This window comes from Streptomyces sp. NPDC048462, from assembly GCF_043200175.1.
Lineage (GTDB): Bacteria > Actinomycetota > Actinomycetes > Streptomycetales > Streptomycetaceae > Streptomyces.
The window spans coordinates 440,403-460,998 of sequence record NZ_JBICXG010000001.1 but is presented as its reverse complement, the minus strand read 5'-3'; the positions used below and the strand labels follow the sequence as shown (position 1 = coordinate 460,998).

At 73.1% G+C, this 20,596-nt stretch carries 20 protein-coding genes and 1 riboswitch; of the genes, 3 read left to right on the top strand and 17 right to left on the bottom strand.

All coding sequences use genetic code 11. From position 1 onward, the window contains the following. Positions 1-126 precede the first annotated feature (126 nt). From ACGFU6_RS01875 to ACGFU6_RS01865, 3 genes are all read right to left on the bottom strand, one after another. Positions 127-1,191, bottom strand: a complete 1,065-nt coding sequence (locus tag ACGFU6_RS01875) for a hypothetical protein (protein ID WP_393607529.1) — start codon at positions 1,189-1,191, stop codon at positions 127-129. Positions 1,192-1,258: 67 nt separating this feature from the next. Then, complete coding sequence (locus ACGFU6_RS01870; RefSeq protein WP_393607528.1) at positions 1,259-2,926, bottom strand: OPT/YSL family transporter; 1,668 nt, start codon at positions 2,924-2,926, stop codon at positions 1,259-1,261. Positions 2,927-3,042: 116 nt separating this feature from the next. Beyond that, positions 3,043-3,843 (bottom strand): IclR family transcriptional regulator, encoded by an 801-nt coding sequence (locus ACGFU6_RS01865; protein WP_393607527.1) that lies wholly within the window; start codon positions 3,841-3,843, stop codon positions 3,043-3,045. Positions 3,844-4,250: 407 nt separating this feature from the next. Here ACGFU6_RS01865 and ACGFU6_RS01860 point away from each other — a divergent pair, with 407 nt between their 5' ends. Then, on the top strand, positions 4,251-5,276 hold the full coding sequence (locus ACGFU6_RS01860) for a PRC and DUF2382 domain-containing protein (RefSeq protein WP_393607526.1): 1,026 nt from the start codon (positions 4,251-4,253) through the stop codon (positions 5,274-5,276). A gap of 87 nt (positions 5,277-5,363) precedes the next feature. Here the strand turns inward: ACGFU6_RS01860 and ACGFU6_RS01855 are convergent, their stop codons facing one another. The 11 genes from ACGFU6_RS01855 to ACGFU6_RS01805 all read right to left on the bottom strand — a co-directional run bounded on the left by ACGFU6_RS01855 (position 5,364) and on the right by ACGFU6_RS01805 (position 15,655). Beyond that, on the bottom strand, positions 5,364-6,158 hold the full coding sequence (locus ACGFU6_RS01855; RefSeq protein ID WP_393607525.1) for an ABC transporter ATP-binding protein: 795 nt from the start codon (positions 6,156-6,158) through the stop codon (positions 5,364-5,366). Then, positions 6,155-7,246, bottom strand: a complete 1,092-nt coding sequence (locus ACGFU6_RS01850; RefSeq protein ID WP_393607524.1) for a FecCD family ABC transporter permease — start codon at positions 7,244-7,246, stop codon at positions 6,155-6,157. The genes ACGFU6_RS01855 and ACGFU6_RS01850 overlap by 4 nt, the downstream gene beginning before the upstream one ends. Then, positions 7,243-8,310 (bottom strand): ABC transporter substrate-binding protein, encoded by a 1,068-nt coding sequence (locus ACGFU6_RS01845; RefSeq protein WP_393607523.1) that lies wholly within the window; start codon positions 8,308-8,310, stop codon positions 7,243-7,245. The genes ACGFU6_RS01850 and ACGFU6_RS01845 overlap by 4 nt, the downstream gene beginning before the upstream one ends. 35 nt (positions 8,311-8,345) lie before the next feature. Further along, positions 8,346-8,534: riboswitch (cobalamin riboswitch) on the bottom strand. A 71-nt stretch (positions 8,535-8,605) separates the two neighbouring features. Further along, entirely contained in the window at positions 8,606-9,829 is a 1,224-nt protein-coding gene (locus ACGFU6_RS01840) for a beta-ketoacyl-[acyl-carrier-protein] synthase family protein (protein ID WP_393607522.1), read from the bottom strand. Then, positions 9,826-10,086: an acyl carrier protein gene (locus ACGFU6_RS01835; protein ID WP_393607521.1), complete on the bottom strand. Its 261-nt coding sequence runs from the start codon at positions 10,084-10,086 to the stop codon at positions 9,826-9,828. Before ACGFU6_RS01835 ends, ACGFU6_RS01840 begins: the two co-directional genes overlap by 4 nt. Before the next feature lie 94 nt (positions 10,087-10,180). After that, positions 10,181-10,357, bottom strand: a complete 177-nt coding sequence (locus ACGFU6_RS01830; RefSeq protein WP_393607520.1) for a hypothetical protein — start codon at positions 10,355-10,357, stop codon at positions 10,181-10,183. Continuing rightward, a complete protein-coding gene (locus tag ACGFU6_RS01825) occupies positions 10,354-12,264 on the bottom strand; it encodes an acyl-CoA dehydrogenase (RefSeq protein ID WP_393607519.1) in 1,911 nt (636 codons plus the stop codon). Before ACGFU6_RS01825 ends, ACGFU6_RS01830 begins: the two co-directional genes overlap by 4 nt. Before the next feature lie 68 nt (positions 12,265-12,332). Beyond that, on the bottom strand, positions 12,333-13,574 hold the full coding sequence (locus ACGFU6_RS01820) for a beta-ketoacyl-[acyl-carrier-protein] synthase family protein (protein WP_393607518.1): 1,242 nt from the start codon (positions 13,572-13,574) through the stop codon (positions 12,333-12,335). 92 nt (positions 13,575-13,666) lie between these two features. Beyond that, positions 13,667-13,930, bottom strand: a complete 264-nt coding sequence (locus ACGFU6_RS01815) for a type B 50S ribosomal protein L31 (RefSeq protein WP_393607517.1) — start codon at positions 13,928-13,930, stop codon at positions 13,667-13,669. Between the two features lie 126 nt (positions 13,931-14,056). Further along, positions 14,057-14,929 (bottom strand): ABC transporter substrate-binding protein, encoded by an 873-nt coding sequence (locus ACGFU6_RS01810; protein ID WP_393607516.1) that lies wholly within the window; start codon positions 14,927-14,929, stop codon positions 14,057-14,059. 99 nt (positions 14,930-15,028) lie between these two features. Next, positions 15,029-15,655: a GNAT family N-acetyltransferase gene (locus ACGFU6_RS01805; RefSeq protein WP_393607515.1), complete on the bottom strand. Its 627-nt coding sequence runs from the start codon at positions 15,653-15,655 to the stop codon at positions 15,029-15,031. A 152-nt stretch (positions 15,656-15,807) separates the two neighbouring features. Between ACGFU6_RS01805 and ACGFU6_RS01800 the strand changes: the two genes are divergently transcribed. Together ACGFU6_RS01800 and ACGFU6_RS01795 are read left to right on the top strand one after the other, a co-directional pair. After that, positions 15,808-16,164, top strand: a complete 357-nt coding sequence (locus ACGFU6_RS01800) for a YciI family protein (RefSeq protein ID WP_393607514.1) — start codon at positions 15,808-15,810, stop codon at positions 16,162-16,164. Then, positions 16,164-17,453: an RNA polymerase sigma factor gene (locus tag ACGFU6_RS01795; protein ID WP_393607513.1), complete on the top strand. Its 1,290-nt coding sequence runs from the start codon at positions 16,164-16,166 to the stop codon at positions 17,451-17,453. The genes ACGFU6_RS01800 and ACGFU6_RS01795 overlap by 1 nt, the downstream gene beginning before the upstream one ends. Positions 17,454-17,471: 18 nt before the next feature. Here ACGFU6_RS01795 and ACGFU6_RS01790 read toward each other — a convergent pair whose 3' ends face one another. From ACGFU6_RS01790 to ACGFU6_RS01780, 3 genes are all read right to left on the bottom strand, one after another. Next, positions 17,472-17,798: a cupin gene (locus ACGFU6_RS01790; RefSeq protein WP_393607512.1), complete on the bottom strand. Its 327-nt coding sequence runs from the start codon at positions 17,796-17,798 to the stop codon at positions 17,472-17,474. Between the two features lie 90 nt (positions 17,799-17,888). After that, positions 17,889-19,514 carry a glycoside hydrolase family 13 protein gene (locus ACGFU6_RS01785; RefSeq protein ID WP_393607511.1) on the bottom strand — a complete coding sequence of 542 codons (1,626 nt, stop codon included), beginning with the start codon at positions 19,512-19,514 and terminating at the stop codon, positions 17,889-17,891. 117 nt (positions 19,515-19,631) lie between these two features. After that, entirely contained in the window at positions 19,632-20,591 is a 960-nt protein-coding gene (locus ACGFU6_RS01780) for a carbohydrate ABC transporter permease (RefSeq protein ID WP_393607510.1), read from the bottom strand. Between the last annotated feature and the right edge of the window lie 5 nt (positions 20,592-20,596).

The following is a 20,596-nucleotide window of genomic DNA, read 5'->3' as shown; positions in this document are numbered from 1 at the left end:
TTCTTTCCGCTGCGGCCGCGCCCCCCTGGGCGCTTCCCGGTCCGGGGGGGGCGTTTTCCCGGGCGGAGGTTGGGGGGGGGGGGGGGGGGCCCCCCCCGGGGGGGGGGGGGGCCCCGCCCGGGAGACTCAGTAGCCGGCGACGCCCAGGTCGCGGCAGATCGCCACGAGGTCCGGGTGCACGTAGCGCCCGTTCTCCTCGATGGCGACGCCGTCCAGGTAGATGGACGGGCCCAGGACGCTGCCGTCGGTGTGGGCGGCGGCGACCCACGGCTCGCCGCCGATCCAGGCGCCCTTGGTGCCGATGCCGAGTTCGACGCAGCCGAAGACGCGCTCGTCCTCGACGATGCGGCCGGTCGGGGCGAGAACACCGGGGTTGAAGCCGAGCGACCAGTGCGCGACGCGGAACATGTTCGGGTCGTCGAAGGACTCCATCCAGCGGCGGAAGGTGTCCGCGTCGGCGTCGCCCTCGATCTTGGTGACGACGCCCTTCTCGACGGTGCAGCGGACCGGGGAGCGCAGCAGGCCGAGCTCGTCCGGCGGCCACAGGGCACCGTCGAAGACGAGGACGCCGTCCTGGGTCTCCTCCAGGGGGTTCCAGGAGATCTGGCCGGAGAGCATGACGGTCTCGCCGGGCTTCTCCGCGGGCTTGCCGCGCAGGTTGATCGGCCGGTCGCCGTTGCGGCCCACCAGGTCGGTGCCGTTGGCGGAGGTGATCCGGACTTCGTCGGCCGTCTCCAGGAGGGCGACCAGGGCCTTGCCGAGGCGTATGACGCCCTGGAAGTCGGGGCGCCCGACGGTGGCGACCAGCATCTGGACGTCCATCGCGGTGAGGTTGGTGTAGCGGCAGCCGTTCGCCATGGCGGCGCGGAACGCGTCGGAGTGCATCAGGTACGAGACGGCGAACTCGATCCACACGTCGGCGTCCGCGATGGCGCCGGCGACGGGCCGGGGCGGCTCCATGGAGGCGCCGGGCAGCGTCTCGTACCAGACGACGACGGGGTGCGCCCCGGCGGCGGCGACGGCCTGCGCGGTCGCCTCGATGACACGGCGGTCGCTGCTGGTGTCGCCGGTGAGGACGACGTGCTCGCCGCGCTTGACGAGCATGACCTCCTCGACGAGCTTGCGGGCGGCCAGCGCCAGTTCGAAGCTGAGGTACTCGGGACGCGGCTCGAGCCTGCTGTACATGTCCATGGGGGGTTCTCCTTGCCATGCGGGTGGTGCTGAGTGGTGCGGGAACTGGTTCAGGGGTGGCGGGGCGTCAGGTCTTGAGGATCTGGGCCGAGTCGCCGAGCGAACTGCCGGCGATCAGGCCGGCGCCCACCAGGTTGAGTTCCTCGTCGGCGGCGGGACCGCGCAGTCTGCGGTAGCCGACCCGGACGACGAGCGCGCCGAGGACCAGCCAGCAGGCCTGCGGGGTGAGGATGAGCAGGCCGGTGGCGAGCATGACGCCCATCTGCCGGCGGGTGCCGCCCAGCAGCTGGATGGCGGCGCCGGGGATGGCCCAGATCAGCATGGTGCGGACGGCGTCCGGGTCGCTGAGCCCGCTCTTGATGGTGTCGGCGTACACCTTGGCGACGGGCGGGATGAGCCCCTGCCCGAAGTACGAACGCCAGGCGAGGGCGACGACGGCGAGGGCGACCGCGAATCCGATGAGGGCGGCCAGGAACTGCTGGCGGCGGCCCTCGCGCTCGAAGGGGTCCCAGGGGCGGTGCTCGCGCCGCAGCAGCCAGCCGGCCTTGAGGTCGTAACCCATGTCCGCGAAGGCCGGGCCGGTGGCGGAGACGTACCCCACCAGAAGGGCGAGCGGCACGGACGGTATTCCGATGGCGAGGCCGAGGATGAGGAAGATCAGCGTGACCGCGAAGGACGGGAACCAGCCGGACTGCATGGCGGCGAGGCCGACGATCAGTTCGTGGACCAGCGCGGCGAAGGCGGCGAACAGCACCCAGCCGACGATGCCGAGCGGGCTCATGTCCCCGATCAGCCCGCCGAGCACGGCGAGGATCACGGCGCCCCCGGTGAAGAGGGCGTAGCCGCGGATCAGTGAGAGCCGCAGGGCGCGCTCGTCGACGGTGTACGCGGTGCTCGGGTCCGCCGGCTGGACGTGCGCCACGCTGCGGTCCTCCTCGGCGGCGGCGGCAAGTTTGCGCTCGCGACGGCCGAGCAGCAGGTGCACGGCCTGGCCGAGCGCCACGACGCCGGCGCCGACCATGACGCCGTGCGGGATGTACCCGGCGCCGAGGTCGGTGCCGAAGAGGTCGGGGCCGTACTGGCGGAGCATCAGCCCGATGCCGAACATCATCAGCGCCCAGACGTTGCCGAGGAAGGCGACGCCGGCTGCGGAGAGCGGCAGGCTGAAGAGGGTGCCGGCGAGGCCGACGGCGGTGCCGCCGGCGAGGATCAGGGCGCGGCGTCCTCCCCGGTCGCCGGCCTTGATGGTCTCGGCGGCCGCGGTGCCGGGGGGCCAGGCGGCGTCGGCCGGGAGCAGCCGGGAGCCGAAGGCGCGGTAGAGCACCCAGGCGTCCACGACGAGCCCGATGAAGGCCCCGGCGAGCATCGGCCAGACCAGGTCCTTGCGCCCGAAGACGTACGGGATGGCGACGGAGGTGAGCAGGGCGTTCGCGGAGGCGAAGGTGGCGGCGGAGATGGCGCTCTGGGCGAGGTTCTGCCGGTGCACGGACCGCATCCGGCGCAGGAAGCCCAGCGGGATGCGGCCGATGAGCATGGCGACGAGTGCGCCGACGACCGAGGTGTTGGCGGAGATACCCAGCTTGGAGACCAGGTCGATGCCGATGACGGCTCCCACGGCGGAGAGCACCACCAGGATCGCCAGCAGCACGGGTTCCATGACCCTGGGGTGCGACCGGGGCTCGTCGGGGGCGGACGGCGGCGGGGCAGGGTGCGGCGCTGAGACGTGGTGCGCCATGGGGCACCCCCTTCGGTTTGCAGGGCTGGGAGGCGGGTCCGGGCCGTCGCGGCAGGGCGGGGCCCGGGGGCGCGCGGCGGCAGGGGAGGCCGCGGCCGGGGAGGTTGCTGGGTGGTTCAGCCGCCGAGGGCGGCGGTGATCTCCGCCGCGCCGGCGCGTACCAGCGTCACGAGGGTGTCGGCGGCCCGGTCCACGCGGTGGGACGGGCCGATGACGGTGAGGGAGGCGGGGACGCCGGCGCCCTGGAAGACGGGTGCGGAGACCGCGGTGACGGCCTCGTCGTACTCGCCGTGGCTGACGCAGTACCCGTCGGCGCGGACCTGGGCGTAGCAGGTGAGCAGGGCGTCCAGGTCGGTGATGGTGCGGTCGTTGAAGCGGGTGAGTCCGGTGGCGCCGAACATCTGCCGGATCTCGCGCTCGGGGTGGTAGGCGAAGATGGTGTGTCCGGACGCTCCGGCGTGGCCGGGCATGACGGCGCCGATGATCGCGGTGTAGCGGACGGGTCCGGTGCCGTCGACGGCGGCTTCGCAGCGGTAGCTGCCGCCGTGGGGGACGTTGAGGACGATGCTCTCGCCGGTCTCGCGCAGGAGCCGGGCGAGTATCGGCCGGGAGATCGAGGAGAGCACTCCGCTGTGCTCGCTCACCCTGGCCAGCCGGGACAGCGCCGGTCCTGGGCGGTAGCGGCGGCTGTTGTCGTCGCAGAGCAGGAAGCCCCGTGCGCTGAGGGTGGTGAGCAGCCGCTGGACGACGGCCTTGTCCCAGCCGTGGTGGCGGGCCAGTTCGCTGACGCCCCATTCGGGCCGCTGCTCGGTGAAGGTCAGCAGGACTAGCAGAGCCCGGTCGACGGTCTGCAGCACTCCGGGGGCCTGCTGTCCGTCGCGGGCCGGGGTGGTGGTGTCCGTGCCGCGCTCAGCCATGGGCCGGGCCTCCTTCGTGCGCTTCGTCCAGCTGTCGGTGCGGAAATCGCAACGCCGTTGCGATTTCTGGCGAAAGGATGGTGCCGCGCCCAGCGGGTGTCAAGGGTTTGCCGGAAATTCGCCGCGCGGCGGGAACGGGCTGCTCAGCGGCGGTGGGAGAAGACCTCGCGCCGGTGAACCGCCGGGCGCCCCGCGGCCACCCGGTCGTTCACTCGATTGGCCTAACTCGGTGACGGGGCCCACAGCGGCATCGCGCGGGGCCTGCGCCCACCCGCCGGGGTTACGGCGCCCCGCCCCCACCGGCCGGGAAGTTGCAGCGTCCATCCGGGTGAGGCGCGATGGAATCCGGACGCGCCTCACCTGCTGGACCCACCTACAGGACGCGCCCGGGCTAGGAGGAATCGGTCATGGGAGCCGCTGACGGTTTCACGGATTCCGGAGAGCTCGACGGCCTGACGGTGTACGACACCGCGGGCGAGAAGATCGGCAACGTGGGCCGGGTGTATGTCGACGACAGCACCGGCCGACCGGACTGGATCACGGTGAAGACCGGCCTGTTCGGTATGAAGGAGAGTTTCGTGCCTCTCGCCGGAGCCCGTCGCGTGGGCTCCGACCTGCACATCTCCCATCCGAAGGACCGCGTCAAGGAAGCCCCCAGGGTGGACGCGGACGCTCACCTCTCCGTCTCCGAGGAGGAGGAGCTCTACCGGCACTACGGCCTGACCAGGAACACCGGCGGCAAGCTCGGTGACCGTTCCGGGGCCGCCGGCACGGCCGGTGCGCCGACCACATCCGGGACCGGCACCATGGGCGCGGCCGGAGCGGGCGCGGCCGCCGGAGCAGGAGCCGGGGCCATGGGCGCGGCCGGCACGGAGCGCGGGAAGGCTTCCGGCACCGCGGGCGCGGCAGCGGGCACCGGCAAGCACCGGGACGCCGAGACCCCAGGTACGGCCCGTCCGCTGGTCGGAGCCGGAGCGGGCGCCGAACGGTCCGCCTCCGCCGGCCTGGACGGCAAGGAGGAACTCATCCGCTCCGAGGAACAGCTGCGTGTCGGCACCGAGGAGTACGAGAGCGGCAAGGCCCGGCTGCACAAGTACGTCGTCACCGAGAACGTCACCAGGACGGTCCCCGTGTCGCACGAAGAGGTCCGGGTGGTGCGGGAGCCGCTCCAGCCCGGCGACAAGGCGGCCCGCTCCGACATCAACGAACAGGACGTGGAGGTCACCCTGCACGCCGAACGCGCCACGATGCGGAAGGAGACCGTGCCGGTCGAGCGGGTGCGGATGGAGACCAAGAAGGTGACCGAGCAGAAGGAAGTGTCCGCGGAACTGCGCAAGGAGCAGATCGACTACGCGGACGGCATGACCAAGGACGGCAAGGACATGGGCGGTAAGGACGCCGGTGGCGAGTTCGGCCAGGGACGGCGCCGCTGACCCCGCGCACCGCGCCGGACCGGACAGGAGCGAGGGGCGGACCCGCAGCACGGGGGTCCGCCCTCTCGTGTCATCCGGGACCCGCTGTCAGGGCCTCCCGGGCCTCCCCGGGCGAAAACGCACCGAGGGCCGCCCCTCCGGGCCGTCCGGGGTCACGACGGCCCCGACCCGGTAGACGGCGGCGATGAGTTCCTGGGTGATCACCTCGGCCGGGGTGCCGGCCGCGACCACCCGGCCGCCGTCCAGCACCACGATCCGGTCGCAGAACATCGCGGCCAGGTTGAGGTCGTGCAGGGCGATGACGGCGGTCAGCGGCAGCGAGGCCACCAGGGACAGCAGTTCCAGCTGGTGCTGGATGTCCAGGTGGTTCGTCGGTTCGTCCAGCAGCAGCTCGCGCGGCTGCTGGGCCAGCGCGCGGGCGATCTGGACGCGCTGGCGCTCGCCGCCGGAGAGGGTGTGCCAGGACTGGTCCCGGCGGCCGGTGAGACCGGTCCGCTCCAGGGCCTGGTCCACCGCGCTCTCGTCCTCGGCCGTCGGCGCCGACCAGGCGCGGCGGTGTGGGATACGGCCCAGGCGTACGACGTCCACGACGCTCAGCTCGACCTGGGTGAGCGAGTGCTGGTCGACCACCGCGACCCGCCGGGCGACCGTGCGGCGGCCGATCCGGGCCAGCGGGTCGTCGTCGAGGGTGACCGTGCCCGCGTCCGGCGCGAGGACCCCGGCCAGTATCCGCAGCAGGGTCGACTTCCCCGAGCCGTTCGGGCCGATGAGGCCGACGGTGGCACCGGGCGGCGGGGTCAGCGAGACCCCGTCCAGGATGAGGCGGCCGCCCGCCTCGCGGCTGACCCGGTCGGCCCGCAGCCCGCTGCCGGGCGAGCTCATGCGGTCCGCCGGGTGCGGTAGAGGACGAGCACGAAGGCGGGCACCCCGATCAGGGCGGTGACGACACCCACCGGAACCTCCTGCGGATCGAGGACGGTGCGCGCGAGGGTGTCCACCCAGACCAGGAACACGGCCCCGGCGAGCGCGGTGACGGGCAGCAGCCTGCGGTGCCCGGAGCCGGCGAGCGCGCGGGCCGCGTGCGGCAGCACCAGGCCGACGAAGCCGATGGCGCCGGCCGAGCTGACGAGGGCGGCGGTCAGCAGCGCGGTCGCGCAGAGCAGCACGATCCGGGTGCGCCCGACGTGGACGCCAAGGGTGGCGGCGGCGTCCTGCCCGAAGGCGAAGGCGTCGAGCGTACGGGCGTGGCCCAGGCAGATCAGCAGGGTCACGGCCAGCACGGCGGAGCAGGTCCACACATCGCTCCAGCCGACGCCGCCGAGCGAGCCGAGCAGCCAGAACAGCACCCCGCGGGTCTGCTCGGCGTCGGCGGCGGTCATCACGACGAAGGAGGTGAGCGCGGAGAACAGCTGCATGGCCGCGACTCCCGACAGGACCACCCGGTCGGTGCTGCCGCCGAGGGTGTGGCTCAGCAGCAGGACCAGCGCGAAGGAGCAGAGCGCCCCGATGAACGCACCGGCCGACAGGGACACCGCTCCCCCGCCGACTCCGAGGACGACGACCACGACCGCACCGGTCGACGCCCCGGAGGAGACGCCGAGGACGAACGGGTCCGCGAGCGGGTTGCGCAGCAGCGACTGCATGACGGTGCCGCAGACCGCGAGTCCGGCGCCGCAGACGGCGGCGAGCAGGGTCCTCGGCATGCGCAGGTTCCAGATGATGCCGTCCCGGATCGGGCTGAGCGGCGAATCCCCGAGCCCCAGGTGGGCCGCCACCGTGTCCCGGACGTCTCCGACGGAGATCCGGGCGGGGCCGATGGTGACGGCCACGGCGACGGACAGGACCAGGAGCAGCAGGCCGCCGGCCCACAGGAGTCCCCCGCCGATGCCCCGGACACCGCGACGCCCGCGTTCACCGGCGGCGGGGAGCTCGTGTCCGCTCGCCCGCGCGGCCCGTTCGGTGTCCGTCACCCCGCGAGCCCGAAGGTGCGCAGCCCGGCGGCGACCCGCTCCACGCCCTCGACCGTCCGGATCGACGGGTTCATGGCCTGCCCGCTGAGCAGCACGTAGCGCTTGTGCCGTACGGCGTCCATGTTCTTCGTGGCCGGATTGGACTCCAGGAACGCGATCTTCCGCGAGGCGCTCTCGGCGGTCTGCGACTTGCGGGTCAGATCACCGATGACCAGCACGTCGGGGTTGCGGTCGGCGACCGTCTCCCAGTTGATCTGCGGCCATTCCTCATGGGTGTCGTCGAAGACGTTCTTCGCGCCCAGCTCCCGGGTGATGACGCCGGGCGCCCCGCAACAGCCCGCCAGGTACGGGGACTCGGAGTTGGCGAACCAGTACATCAGGGTGGCGCCGGAGGCGTTGATGCCGTCGGTCGCCTTCCGTACCCGGGCGGTCAGCTCCGCGACGAGCTTCTCGCCTCGCTCCGGGACACCGAACACCTTGGCCATGTCGCGTACTTCGCGGTAGACGCTGTCCATGGTCAGTGCTCCGGTCCTGACCCCGTCGCCGTCCTTGCTGTTGTCCTTGGCGGTGCAGTCGGCGGGCGAGACGTAGGTGGGGACGCCCAGCTTCTCGAACTGTTCCCGGGGGGCGACGCCGCCCTTGGCGAGCGTCGACTCGAAGGACGCGCTGACGAAGTCGGGCTCCTGGTCGAGGACCTTCTCGGACGAGGGACGGTTCTCGGAGATCCGGGGGATGCCGGCGTTGGCCTTCTCCAGGCCCTTCATCACCGGGTCGGTCCAGGTGGCGGTGGCGGCCAGCCGGCCGGCGAGGCCGAGCGAGAGCAGGATCTCGGTGGACCCCTGGTCGACCGGGACGGCGCGGCGCGGGGCCGCTCGCACGGTGACGGTGTGCCCGCAGTTCTTCAGGGTCACCGGATAGCCGTCGGCCCCGGTGGGCCTGTCGGCGGAGCTGTCGCCGCCTGTGCCGCAGGCGGTCAGCAGGAGTGCTGCGGCCGTGAGCAGGGCGGCGGAGCGGGCATGGCCGGCTATGAGCGGCACGAAGTACCTCGGCGTCTCTGGGCCCATGCGCGGGGCCCGCTGTACGGAGTTCCGCGAACCGGTGCCGGACCGCGGGCGCCAGCAGGTCTTCGGACTCGGGTTCGTACGGTCGGGACGCCTTCCCGGGGACCCGTGGGTCTCCCAGTGGCTGTTGGCCCCGCCCGTCCCCCTCACCGCTGCGCGTCAGTTCCGGATTCACACCGGATTCCCTGACCCCTACGTGGAGTTCGACTGGCCCAGGCACGCTACCACGGGGTCCGCGCAGCTCAGCGACGGTACGGCGGGCGGACCGGGCCTGCCCGGCCCGGTCCGCCCCGCGTCCTCAGGGCCGCAGGAGTGCGACCACGGCGTTGTGTCCGCCGAATCCGAAGGAGTGGCTGAGAGCCCGCCGCACGGGCAGCGCCCGTGGCCGCTTGGTCACGCAGTCGATGTCGAACCCGGGCGCGGGCGCGTCCAGGTTGGCGACGGGCGGGACGATTCCGCGCTGGAGCGTCAGGATCGTCAGCCCCGCCTCGATCGCTCCGGCCGCGCCCATGCAGTGGCCGAGCACGCCCTTGGGCGCGGTGACGGGCGGCCGGTGCGGGAAGACCCGGCCGATCAGGGCGGCTTCGGCCGCGTCGTTGCGCGGGGTCGCCGTGCCGTGCGCGTTGATGTGCTCGACGTCCCCGGCCTGCCAGCCCGCGTCGCGCAGCGCGGCCTCGACGGCCGCCTGGGCGATCCGCCCGTCGGGGTGCGGGCTGGTGGGGTGGTGCGCGTCGGTGGTGGCGCCGGTGCCCGCGAGCAACGCGCGTGGCTCGGCGCCCCGGGCCTCGGCGTCGGCCGCGCGCTCCAGCACCATGACGGCGGCGCCCTCCCCCATGACGAGCCCGGCCCGGTCGGCCGCGAAGGGCCGGCTGAGCCGGGACAGGTCCCGGTCCGCGAGGGCGGCCGCGCCGGATCTGGCGAATCCGGTCATGGCGATCGGGAAGAGGGTCGATTCGGTGGCTCCCGCGATGGCCAGGTCGCACTGTCCGGTGACGAGCAGGTCCCGGGCCACGGACAGCGCGGTGATCCCGGACGAGCAGGCGGTACAGGGCGCCAGGCTGGGGCCCGTCGCGCTCATCTCGATCGCGATCTCCGCCGCGGGCATGTTCGGGATGGTGAGCAGGATCCCGGACGGCGAGGTCGCCTCGGGCCCGCGCCGCTCCAGCACCAGGGCCTGATCGGTCAGACCGGCGGATCCGCCGCTGCTGGTGCCGACGACGACCGCGACCCGGCTGCCGTCCCAGCCGCCCGGGTCGAGTCCCGCGTCGGAGACCGCCTCCCGCGCGGCCAGTACCGCGAACTTGGTGTACCTGCCCATGCGGAAGGCGGTACGCCGGCCGATCGCGGCGTCCAGGTCGATGCCCTCGACCGTGCAGGCGAAGTCGATCGCGCATCCTGCGAGCTCGGGAACGATGCGGGCCGGGCTGACGCCGGCGCACACCCCGTCCCAGGTGGACTCGGTGTCGTTGCCGACCGGGGTGATCATTCCCAGACCGGTGACAGCGATGGCCGGCATCTTCATCGGGCCGCACTCACCGGCGCCTCGTCGCCGGCCGCCGCGCGGAGGAACTCCGTGAGCCCGGCGAGGCTGGTGTCCCGGTGCAGCGTGCCCGGATCCAGCTCGACGCCGACGGCCTCCCTGATGACGACGGCGAACTCGGCGACTGCCAGGGAGTCCATGTCCAGGCTGTCCATCGTGGATTCGGGGAGAATCTCGGCCACAGGCACCCTGAAGGTACGGCTGAGTACCTCGGTGATCGTGGGGTGAATCGCGCTCATGGTCTTCCTCTCCATCATGCCCGTCCGGCGGGGGTGTCCCGGGCGGTTCCTCTCACCACCCCGACGCCGAAGTAACTGAGCAGCGTTCCTCCAGTTACGCCTTGCGGCGAACCGATTCGCCTGCGGGTGTCGCCGCCCCCGTGCACCAGCGCGAGAGCACGGCCGCGGTACCCCAGAAGGCCAGCAGTACGGCACCGACGCCGAGGCCCTGGACCACGTCGGCCGCGCGCCGAACGCCCTGCGGTACCGCCAGCTCCGCCGAGCCGCTCATCGCCCGGCTCCGGCGGGTGCCGGGGACCCGCCCGTGTGCCAGGACGCCCCCGGGTCGTCGTACGCCTCGGCGTAGCGGGCTCCGGCGATGGGCCAGTCGGCGAGCACCTCCTCCGGCAGCGCGAACGAGTCGGCGAGCTCGGGCAGGTGGTTCGCCACCGCGGCGACGAGTCGCTCGGTGCGCTCCGTCAGGTCCTCGACCTGGCCGGCCGTGAGGTGGCCGGCGACGAGCAGGTCCCCGCTGTGGTGCTGGACCAGGCGCAGCGCGAACAGCCGGGCCAGCTCGCTCAGCCGCTCGCGGGCAAACCCCTCGGGCAGGCCGTCGACCGCGTCCGCGTACGCCTCGGCCGCCTGCCGGCAGGCATGCGCCTCGACTCCGCGCAGCGCGGGCCCGGACCCCTCGTTCCACCGCCTCAGCGGACCCCCGTGCGGGGCCCGTGCCATGCGGGCGCGGGAACGGGCGAACTGGATCCGCTCCACGTGGGCCAGGAGCCGGCCGAGGAAGCGGAGATCGTCCAGGTCGCCGGTCTGCGGGCCCTCGAGCGCCGCGCCCCAGGCCTCCGGTGCGTCAGGCATCGCGGAGATGACCATCTCGGACGCGGCCTTGGCGTGGATGGCCATGTTGTCGCCCTCGGCGGTGATGGCACCCTCCACCCCGGTGACGAGTTCGCTCATCCCGTTGTTCTCCAGCAGCCCCTGGGCGCCGCACCGTTCCCGGCACTCGACGATCACGGACCGGGCCTGCCAGGTGATCCAGCCCTTGGCGATGTCGACCAGCCGCCCGGCCGCCTCGCGCTCCGGATCCGGCCCGTGTGCCGCCGCCTCCCAGCGGTCCAGGGCCCGCCGGTGCAGCAGGCTCATCGCGAAGACGGTGGCCATGGCCCCGGCGAGCGGGCCGTGGTGGCTGCGGTGGGCGATCACCGGCAGCGGCGGCAGCGCCCGGCCGGCGGAGACGTACCGGTGGCCGGAGTAGCGGACCGCGATGGCGAGGGTGGCGCGGGCGGAGCCGATCGCGCTCGCGCTCATGCAGATGCGGCCCGTGGTGACGCGGCCGATGGAGGCGAGGAACCGGCGTCTGCGCCCGGCGGTGCCGCTGCGGAACACCCCGTCGTCGTCGACCCGTCCCTGCCGGCCGCCGAGCAGCGCCTCGCGCTCCACGAACACCTGGTCGAAGGAGGTCAGGCAGTGGTCGACGGGGCTGCCCATCCGGGCCGGAAGCCGGCGGATCCGCACCCCGGGCAGGGCCTGCGAGGAGTCGGTGAGGGGCACCAGCAGCAGGAAGACCCCGTGGTCGGTGCCCCCGACGAGGAGCCGGGCGGCGACCAGTCCGCTCTTGGGGCCGCCGGCCGGGCTGGTGTTGGGCATGAACTTCTGCGCGCCCAGGTGCGGGGTGTGCAGCACGAATCCGTCCCGGGCGCGGTCGTAGGTGGCCGTGGTCTCGACCGCGGCGGCGTCGTTGCCGTGCGCCACCTCCGTACAGAGAAACGTTCCGATGCGCCGCATCGCGAGGAAGTCCGAGAGATCGCGGGACCGGTCGGCGTCGTGGTCCAGCAGGCTGCCGAGGAAGAGGTTGTAGTGGATCCCCGCGACGGTGGCGAGCGAGGTGTCCACCGGGGCGAGCCATTCGTGCAGCGCGGCCAGGGCGCGCGGGTCGGCGGCCAGCCTGGCGCCGCTGTCCAGCGTGCTGTTGAGGGTGCGCAGCCGTGCGTGGGCGAGGGCGAGCCGTTCGTCGGGGGTGGGGCCGGGCGCGGGCACGGCGGGCCGGCGGAACGCGTCGGTGGCGATGAGCCGCTGCCAGAAGCCGTGCTCCCGGCGGGCGTCGGGGCCCAGAAGCACCGAGGTGAGCCGGTCCGTCGTCCGCTCCGGGCCGGCTGCGGTCACCACGGGGCTGTCGATCGTTGTGGTCATACGAATGGAACGATCAAGAATCGGCCAGGACACCCGAATTCAGGCAATCGCGGCCCTTTCCTTCCTGTTCAGCGGGGTGCCGGGGCCCGCTGGAAGGCGAGGGCCACGTTGTGGCCGCCGAATCCGAAGGAGTGGCTGAGCGCCCGCTCGACGCGCTGCCTGCGGGGTTGCTTGGTCACGCAGTCGAGTCCGGAGTCCGCCGGCGGGGCGTCGAGGTTGGCGATCGGCGGGACGAGGCCGTGTTCCAGGGTCAGTACGGTGGCCACCGCCTCGATCGCACCGCCCGCCGCGAGGGTGTGCCCGATGACGCCCTTGGGTGCGGTCACCGAGGGCCGGTGCGGGAAGACCCGGGCGATCAGCGCGCCCTCCATGGCGTCGTTGAGCGGGGTGGAGGTGCCGTGCGCGTTGATGTGGTCCACCTCGCCGGCGGTCCAGCCCGCCCGTTCCAGTGCCCCCTCGACCGCGCGCTGAGCGCCCCCGCCGTGCGGGTCGGGTGCGGTGGGGTGGTGGGCGTCCGTGGCCGCTCCGGCACCGGCCAGCACCGCGCGCGCCCGCCCGCCGCGGGCCCGTACGTCCGCGGCCCGTTCCAGTACGAGCACGGCCGCGCCCTCGCCCAGGACGAAGCCGTCACGGTCCTCGGCGAACGGCCTCGACGCGCCCGCCGGGTCACCGGTGCGCACCGAGAGCGCCCCCATCCCCGCGAACGCGGTCACCACCAGCGGAGTCACCACGGACTCCGCGCCGCCCGCCACCACCACATCGCACTGACCGCTCGTCAGCAGGTCGCGGGCGAGGGCGATCGCGGTCGCGCCCGACGCGCAGGCGGTGGCCGGTGCCAGACTCGGTCCGTGGGCGCGCAGGTCGATGGCGACCTCCCCGGCCGCCGCGTTCGGCATCATCATCGGGACCAGGAGCGGGGAGACCGCGAGCGGCCCGTCGGCATCCAGCCTGCGGACGTTGTCGACGAGTACGGAGACACCGCCCACGCCGACGCCCAGTACGACGCCCACCCGGCCGCCGTCCCAGCGGTCCGGGCGCAGCCCCGCGTCCGCCACGGCACGGCGGGCCGCGACGAGGGCCATCTTCACGAACCGCGCCATCCGGAACACGGCGCGTCCGCCCACCGCCTCGTCCAGATCGGGCCCGGCGGCCCGGCAGGCGAAGTCGACCGGCAGACCGGCCAGTTCCGCACAGCGCCGGGCCGCACCGGTGCCGGCGCACAGCCCCGCCCAGAAGGTGTGCTCGTCGGCGCCCACCGGGGTCACCAGACCCAGGCCCGTCACCACGGTCGCCGCCCCGTCCCGCACCATGCCGCGGCTCTCCCCTCGTCCCTCGTCGTTCACGCCCCCGCAGGCCGAACGGCCGAGCCCCCGCCGAGGATGCGCCCACTGGGCCGAACGGGTCAGGAGGCGTCCGCGCCGCCGTCCTCGCCGTACCTGCGCTCGAACTTGGCGACCTGCCCCTCCGAGTCGACCACCCGGGCCTTCCCGGTGAAGAACGGGTGGCTCTCGGCTGAGATCTCGACGTCGATGACGGGGTAGCTGTTCCCGTCGTCCCAGCCGATGGTCTGCTCGCTGGAGGCGGTGGACCGGGTCAGGAAGGCGTAGCCCGCCGAACGGTCACGGAAGACGACGGGACGGTAGTCGGGGTGCTTGTCCTGCTGCATGGTCTGCTCCTGGGGACGTGCGGGTACCGGCTCGGGACACTCCTCGGCCAGCCTGGCGAACCAGGGCGTCCCGCGCGATCGCACGCGGCCGTACGGGGCATCGGCGCGGGCGCCGTCCGGCCCCGCCTACGCTCCCAGCGCGTCGGCCACCAGGGCCAGGAACCGGGCGTGGGCGTGGGCGCTGCACACCGGCTCCGGGTTCCAGGGCACCACCCGGGCGGCGCGTTCGATCGAGGCCCACTCCGCGTTCGAACGGAGCTCCGCGAGAGGGGTGGCGTTGACCCGGATGTCGGCGAGCACGACAGCGGGGCGCAGCGCCCCGGCGTCCGCCCAGTCGACGGTGGACCAGTTCGCACCGGGCCCCTCGGCCGGTTCCACCAGGTCGATGCCGAGTTCCGCCAGCACCCGCAGTTCGGGCCACATGCGGGGGCGGGCCAGGTGCGCCTGCTGCTGCCCGGCCGGGGACAGGGCGAGGACCCGGGTGCGGTCCGGTCCGACGGCGAAGGCGCGCAGCCGGTCCCGCGCGGCGTCCAGTTCCCGGGCGGCCGACGCGGGCTCCTCGGCGCCCAGCGACCGGGCGAGGAGGGCGAATCGGTCGCCGGTCTCCGCGAGGGTGCGCGCCTGGCCCACGTCGATGACGACGACCGGGACGTGCTCCTCCAGGTGCTTGGCCGTCTCCGGGGCGAGGCCGTAGACCTGGCCGCCGCCGTAGCTGACGGCCACCACCAGGTCGGGCTCGCAGCCCAGCAGCGTCTCCACGTCCAGGGCGGGGCCCGCGCCGGTGTAGGTGATCTCGGCCAGGGGCAGCGATCCGGTCTTCGCGGTGTCGGGCACGGCCGGGTCGTCATGGCCGGAGCCGAATATCGCGACCGGCCGTATGCCGTGGTCCCACAGGGTCGCCCCGGCCTGGACGTAGGCGAGCACCCGCGTCGGGCGCCGCTCTGCGGACGACAACTGCCCTCGGTCGTCGGAGAATTGCCATAAGGTCTGCTCGCTCACGTCACACGCCTCTCGCCACCGGCCGCTTCGCCCCGTTTCGGGCTCGTACACCTGTACCTGCCCAGGGATCCGGCACGGCACCCCCGCCGCGGCGCCGTTCTACCGGCCGGCCTCCGTACCGCGCACCAGGTAGCTGACGGGCCCGGGGTCCGGCACCCGGATCTCGGTGAAGCCGAGCCGGTCGTAGAAGGCTCTGGCCGGGGTGTTGGCGGTGAGCATGGACAGGTGCACCCCCTTGACCCCTTTGGCGCTCAGGGCCGCCAGGAAGGTACGCATCAGCTCCCTCCCGTACCCCCTGCGCTGCCATTCGGGGAGCAGGTCGATGTGCAAGTGGGCCGGGTGGGCGGCAAGTTCGGGCAGGACCATGCGCTCCGGGTCGTGCAGGAGGGCGATCATCCCGTCGGCGGGGACGCGTGGCTCGCCCTCCGGCCGCGGGTAGCGGTCCTCGACCAGGGGCAGCCAGCGCTCGCGGAACTCCGTCACGAACCGGGGGGTGTCCGCGGTCCCGAGGATGTAGCCGACCGCCCGGCCCGTCCCGTCGTCGAGCACGAAGGCCAGCTCGGGTTCGAGGTACGCGTACGGGGCGGCGAAGATCGACGGCATCAGCTCCGGGTCCGGGTACAGGTGCCGGGAGTCGCCGCCGTTGTCGGCCGTCCGGACACAGATGTCGGCGAGCGCCGCACGGTCGTCCGGGTGGTAGGCGCGGGGGCCGGTTCGCAAGGTCATCCCGTCATCCTGCCGTTCTGGGAGCGCTCCCAAAAGATGTGGGCGAGAAAATCGTCCGACACGGCCGGGTCCGTGTCGATCCTGGCGGCAGTCGTTCGTATAGAGGGTGAGAGGCCGGCACGCCGCCGGCGTCGTACCCGAGGAGGCCCACCATGAAGCACTACCTGCTCAGCGTCGTCACATCCACCGACGGCGTGCCACCCGCCCCCGCGGAGATGGCACGGATCATGCGGAACGTCGAGGGCTTCCACCGGGAGCTGCAGCGGGCCGGGGCCTGGGTCTTCGACGGCGGTCTGAGCGCACCGGCCACGGCCACCGTCGTACGGGCGAAGGACGGCGACACCGTGCTCACCGACGGACCGTACATCGAGGGCAAGGAGTACCTCGGCGGGCTCAGCATCGTCCGCGCCCCCGACCTGGACGCCGCGCTCGACTGGGGCCGCAAGGCCGCGCTGGCGATCGGGCTACCCATCGAGGTCCGCCCGTTCGAGGGTGAAGTGGAGGCCTGATGACGGGCTCGCCCGGCCGGTCCGTCCCGGGTGGCGGGCCGGACGGGCCGACACCGCCCGTCCGGGAGATCGAGCGTCTCTTCCGGTCCGAGTACGGCCGGTGCGTCTCCGTGCTCATCGGCGCGTTCGGTGACATCTCCGTCGCCGAGGAGGCGGTCCAGGAGGCGTTCACCGCCGCGCTCGACCGGTGGCCGGTGACCGGGCTGCCGCAGGCGCCGGCCGGCTGGATCATCACCACCGCCCGCAACCGGGCGATCGACCGGCTGCGCCGGGAGGCCTCCCGCGACGACCGGCACGCCCAGGCCGCGCTGCTGCGTGCCGGGACCGGACCTGTCCAGGAGGGCCCCGTGCGCGACGACCGGCTCCGCCTGATGTTCACCTGCTGCCATCCCGCGCTCTCCCCTGCCGCACGGGTCGCGCTGACCCTGCGGCTGCTCGGCGGTCTGACCACCGCCGAGCTGGCCCACGCCTTCCTGGTGCCGGAGGCGACCATGGCGCAGCGGCTGGTGCGCGCCAAGGCCAAGATCCGTGACGCCCCGATCCCCTACCGGGTGCCGTCCGACGCCGATCTGCCCGAGCGGCTCCGCTCGGTGCTCACCGTGGTGTACCTCGTCTTTAACGAGGGGTACACCGCGAGTTCGGGCGACCGGCCGGCCCGCGAGGACCTCTGCGCGGAAGCGATTCGCCTGGGCCGGCTGCTGACGGAGCTGATGCCCGACGAACCGGAGGCGGTGGGGCTCCTGGCCCTCATGCTGCTCGGCGAGTCGCGGAGAGCGGCGCGCTCGGGACCGGACGGCGAGCTGGTGCCGCTGGACGAGCAGCGGCGCGAGCTGTGGGACGGGGCGCTGATCGCCGAGGGGCAGTCGCTCGTACGGCAGTGCCTGCGGCGGGGCCGGCCCGGTCCGTACCAGATCCAGGCGGCGATCAACGCGGTGCACAGCGACGCGGCGAGCACCGCCGCCACCGACTGGGGCCAGATCCTGCGGCTGTACGACCAGTTGCTCGCGGCCGGGCCGAACCCGGTGGTGGCGCTGAACCGTGCGGTGGCCGTGGCGGAGGTACGGGGGCCGGGCGCCGCCCTCGCGCTCGTCGACGCGCTGGAACTCGGCGGCTATCACGTGTTCCACGCCGTGCGGGCCGAGCTGCTGCGCAGGCTGGGCCGTACCCGGGAGGCCTCGGCCGCCTACGAAGCGGCGGCGGGCCTGACGGAGAACACGGCCGAGCGGGACTTCCTGCGACGGCGCCGCCTGTCGCTGCCCGGCGGCCGACCGGGGCTGCTCGGCGGCTGACCGGGGCTGACCGGGGTGTCAGCCGTTGACCGCTGTCAGCAGCACCACGGCGTCCTCCAGCGCGAGCAGCCCGTGCCGCTCCTGCGGGATGGGGAGCAGCCGTCCGGGTGCCAGTTCCACATCGCCGGAGGCGGCGGTGAGCCGGACCCGGCCGCGCAGCACCTGGAGGGAGGCGGCGGGCGGGGCGTTGTGCTCGTCGAGCGCCGAACCCGAGGTCAGGGCGATGACGGTCTGCCGCAGCGGCTCCTGGTGCAGCAGGAGGTGCGCGCTGCGGCCGTGCGCGGAGGTGCGGGCCGCGGCCAGGTGCTCGGCGGCGAGGGCATTCAGATCATTCGCGGCATCCATATGCCCTACTGTGCCGCAGCCCTCGTCCCCCCGCGATCCTGCCCATGGGCCCCGCCGGGTCCATGGGCAGTCACGTCGTCCGTCCGCAGGTCAGGCGCGCAGCCAGACCGCGGTGTCCTGCGGGAGCCGGCCCGCCTCGTCGAGCGGGCCGCTGGCCAGCAGCACCGCGCTGTGGCGGGGCAGCTCGGCCGCGCCGTCGGCCAGGTTGACCACGCACAGGAGCCCGTCGGTCCGGCTGAAGGCGAGCACCCCGGCGGCCGCGTCCAGCCAGGTCAGCTCGGGGGCGCCCGGCTCCCCCGCCGTCGCGAACCCCGGCTCCTCGCGGCGCAGCCGCAGCGCCTCGCGGTACAGCGTGAGCATCGAGTCCGGGTCGCCGCTCTGCAGGTCGGCTGCGTACGAAGGCCAGTCGGCCGGCTGCGGGAGCCAGGGTTGCGCGGTGGCGCCGAAGCCGGCGTACGGCCCCTCGGCCGACCAGGGCAGCGGCACCCGGCAGCCGTCGCGGCCGGGGTCGGCGCCGCCCTTGCGGAAGTGCATCGGGTCCTGGATGCGGTCCAGCGGGATGTCCACCTCCGGCAGGCCGAGTTCCTCGCCCTGGTAGAGGTAGGCCGCGCCGGGCAGGGCCAGCGAGAGCAGGGCGGCGGCGCGGGCGCGCCGGGTGCCCAGGGCCAGGTCCGTGGGTGTGCCGAAGGTCTTGGCGGCGAAGTCGAAACCGGTCTCGGTGCGGCCGTAGCGGGTGACGGTGCGGGTGACGTCGTGGTTGCACAGGACCCAGGTGGCGGGGGCTCCGACCGAGGCGTGCTCGGCGAGTGTGTCGTCGATGGCGGTCCGCAGCAGTCCGGCCTCCCAGGGGCAGGCCAGGAAGTTGAAGTTGAAGGCGGTGTGCAGTTCGTCGGGGCGCAGGTAGCGGGCGAACCGCTCGGTGTCCGGGAGCCAGACCTCGCCCACGAAGACGCCGCCGTACTCGTCGCCAATGGCGCGCCAGGCGCGGTAGATGTCGTGCAGTTCGTCACGGTCGACGAAGGGGTGCGGGTCGCTGCCCACGACGAAGTCGGGCAGGGCGGGGTCCTTGGCGAGCAGGGCCGCGGAGTCGATCCGTACGCCGGAGACGCCGCGTTCGAACCAGAAGCGCAGCACCTCCTCGTGCTCCTGGCGGACCGCCGGGTGCGCCCAGTTGAGGTCGGGCTGCTGGGTGGCGAAGAGGTGGAGGTACCACTCGCCGTCGTCCAGCCGGGTCCAGGGGGTGCCGCCGAATTCGGAGACCCAGTCGTTGGGCGGGATCGCACCGTCCGGGCCGCGGCCCTTGCGGAAGTGGAAGAGGTCGCGCTCGGGGCTGCCGGAGCCGGCTTCGAGGGCTGCCCGGAACCAGGCGTGCTGGTCGGAGACGTGGTTGGGCACGATGTCGATGATGGTGCGGATGCCGAGTTCGCGGGCCTCCGCGATCAGCTTCTCCGCCTCGGCCAGGGTGCCGAACGCGGGGTCGATGGTGCGGTAGTCGGCCACGTCGTAGCCGCCGTCGGCGAGCGGCGAGAGGTACCAGGGGGTGAACCAGAGTGCGTCCACGCCGAGTTCGACGAGGTAGGGCAGCTTGGCCCGTACTCCCGCGAGGTCGCCGGTGCCGTCACCGTCGCCATCGGCGAAACTGCGTACATAGACCTGGTAGATGGCTGCGTCGCGCCACCAGTTCGCGGTGGGCTCGGACGGACGGTTGGCTGCCACGTGGCGTTCCTTTCGGGCAGGTGGTACTCCGCCGCCGGCCCGCAAGCGGGGCAGGAGGCCGGGCCGGCGGCGGAGTGCTGGGGGAGGGCGGCTGTGCCGGGCGGTGTGGCGAGGGGGTCAGCCCTTGAGGCCGCCCGCGGTCAGACCGCCCATGATGTTGCGCTGGAAGATCAGGAAGATGAGCAGTGTGGGAATGGACGCGATGGTGAGCGCGGCGATCAGGATGTTCTCCGGTACGCCGCTGGCCAGCGAGTAGATGCCCACGTTGAGGGTCTGCTTGCTCGGGTCCGGCAGGGTGAGCATCGGCCAGAGGAAGTCCTTCCACACGCCGACGATGGCGAAGATGGAGACGACTCCGAGGATCGGCCGGGAGATCGGCAGGATGATCGAGCGCAGGGTGCGCAGCGGCGAGGCGCCGTCGATGGAGGCGGCGTCGAGCAGCTCGCGCGGGATCGAGTCGAAGAACCGCTTCAGCAGGAAGATGTTGAAGGCGTTGGTGACCGACGGCAGCCAGATCGCCCAGGGCGAGTTGACCAGGTTGCGCTGGAAGATGGGTACGTCCAGGACCGTGAGGTACTGCGGGACGACCAGCACGGTGGCCGGGATCATCAGGGTGGCCAGCATCATGCCGAGGATGACCTTGCCGAACACCGGCCGCAGCTTGGACAGCGAGTAGGCGGCGGCGACGTCGAAGACCAGCTGGAAGGCGAGCGCGCCGAAGGCGTAGTACAGGGTGTTGAACAACAGCTTGGACAGGTCCATGACCGTCCAGGCCTGGCTGTAGTTCTCGGTGTGGATGGAGCCGGGGAAAGCCGTGGGCGGGCTCTGTACGACTTCCTGGGTGGTCTTGAGACCACCGGTGACCATCCAGTACAGCGGCCCGAGGAAGGCCACGGTGAAGACGATGACCACTACGGCGAAAGTGATCCAGTAGAACGTCTTGCCGCGGGGCCTGCCGAGCTGGGCCGGTGAGATGAGGGTCCGCTGGCGTCCGACGTCGGCCGCGCGTGCGGCTCTGCGGCGGCCGGCCCTGCGGCTCTCGCTCCCGCGCCGGGAGACTAGCGTGTTCGATGCCATGGTCG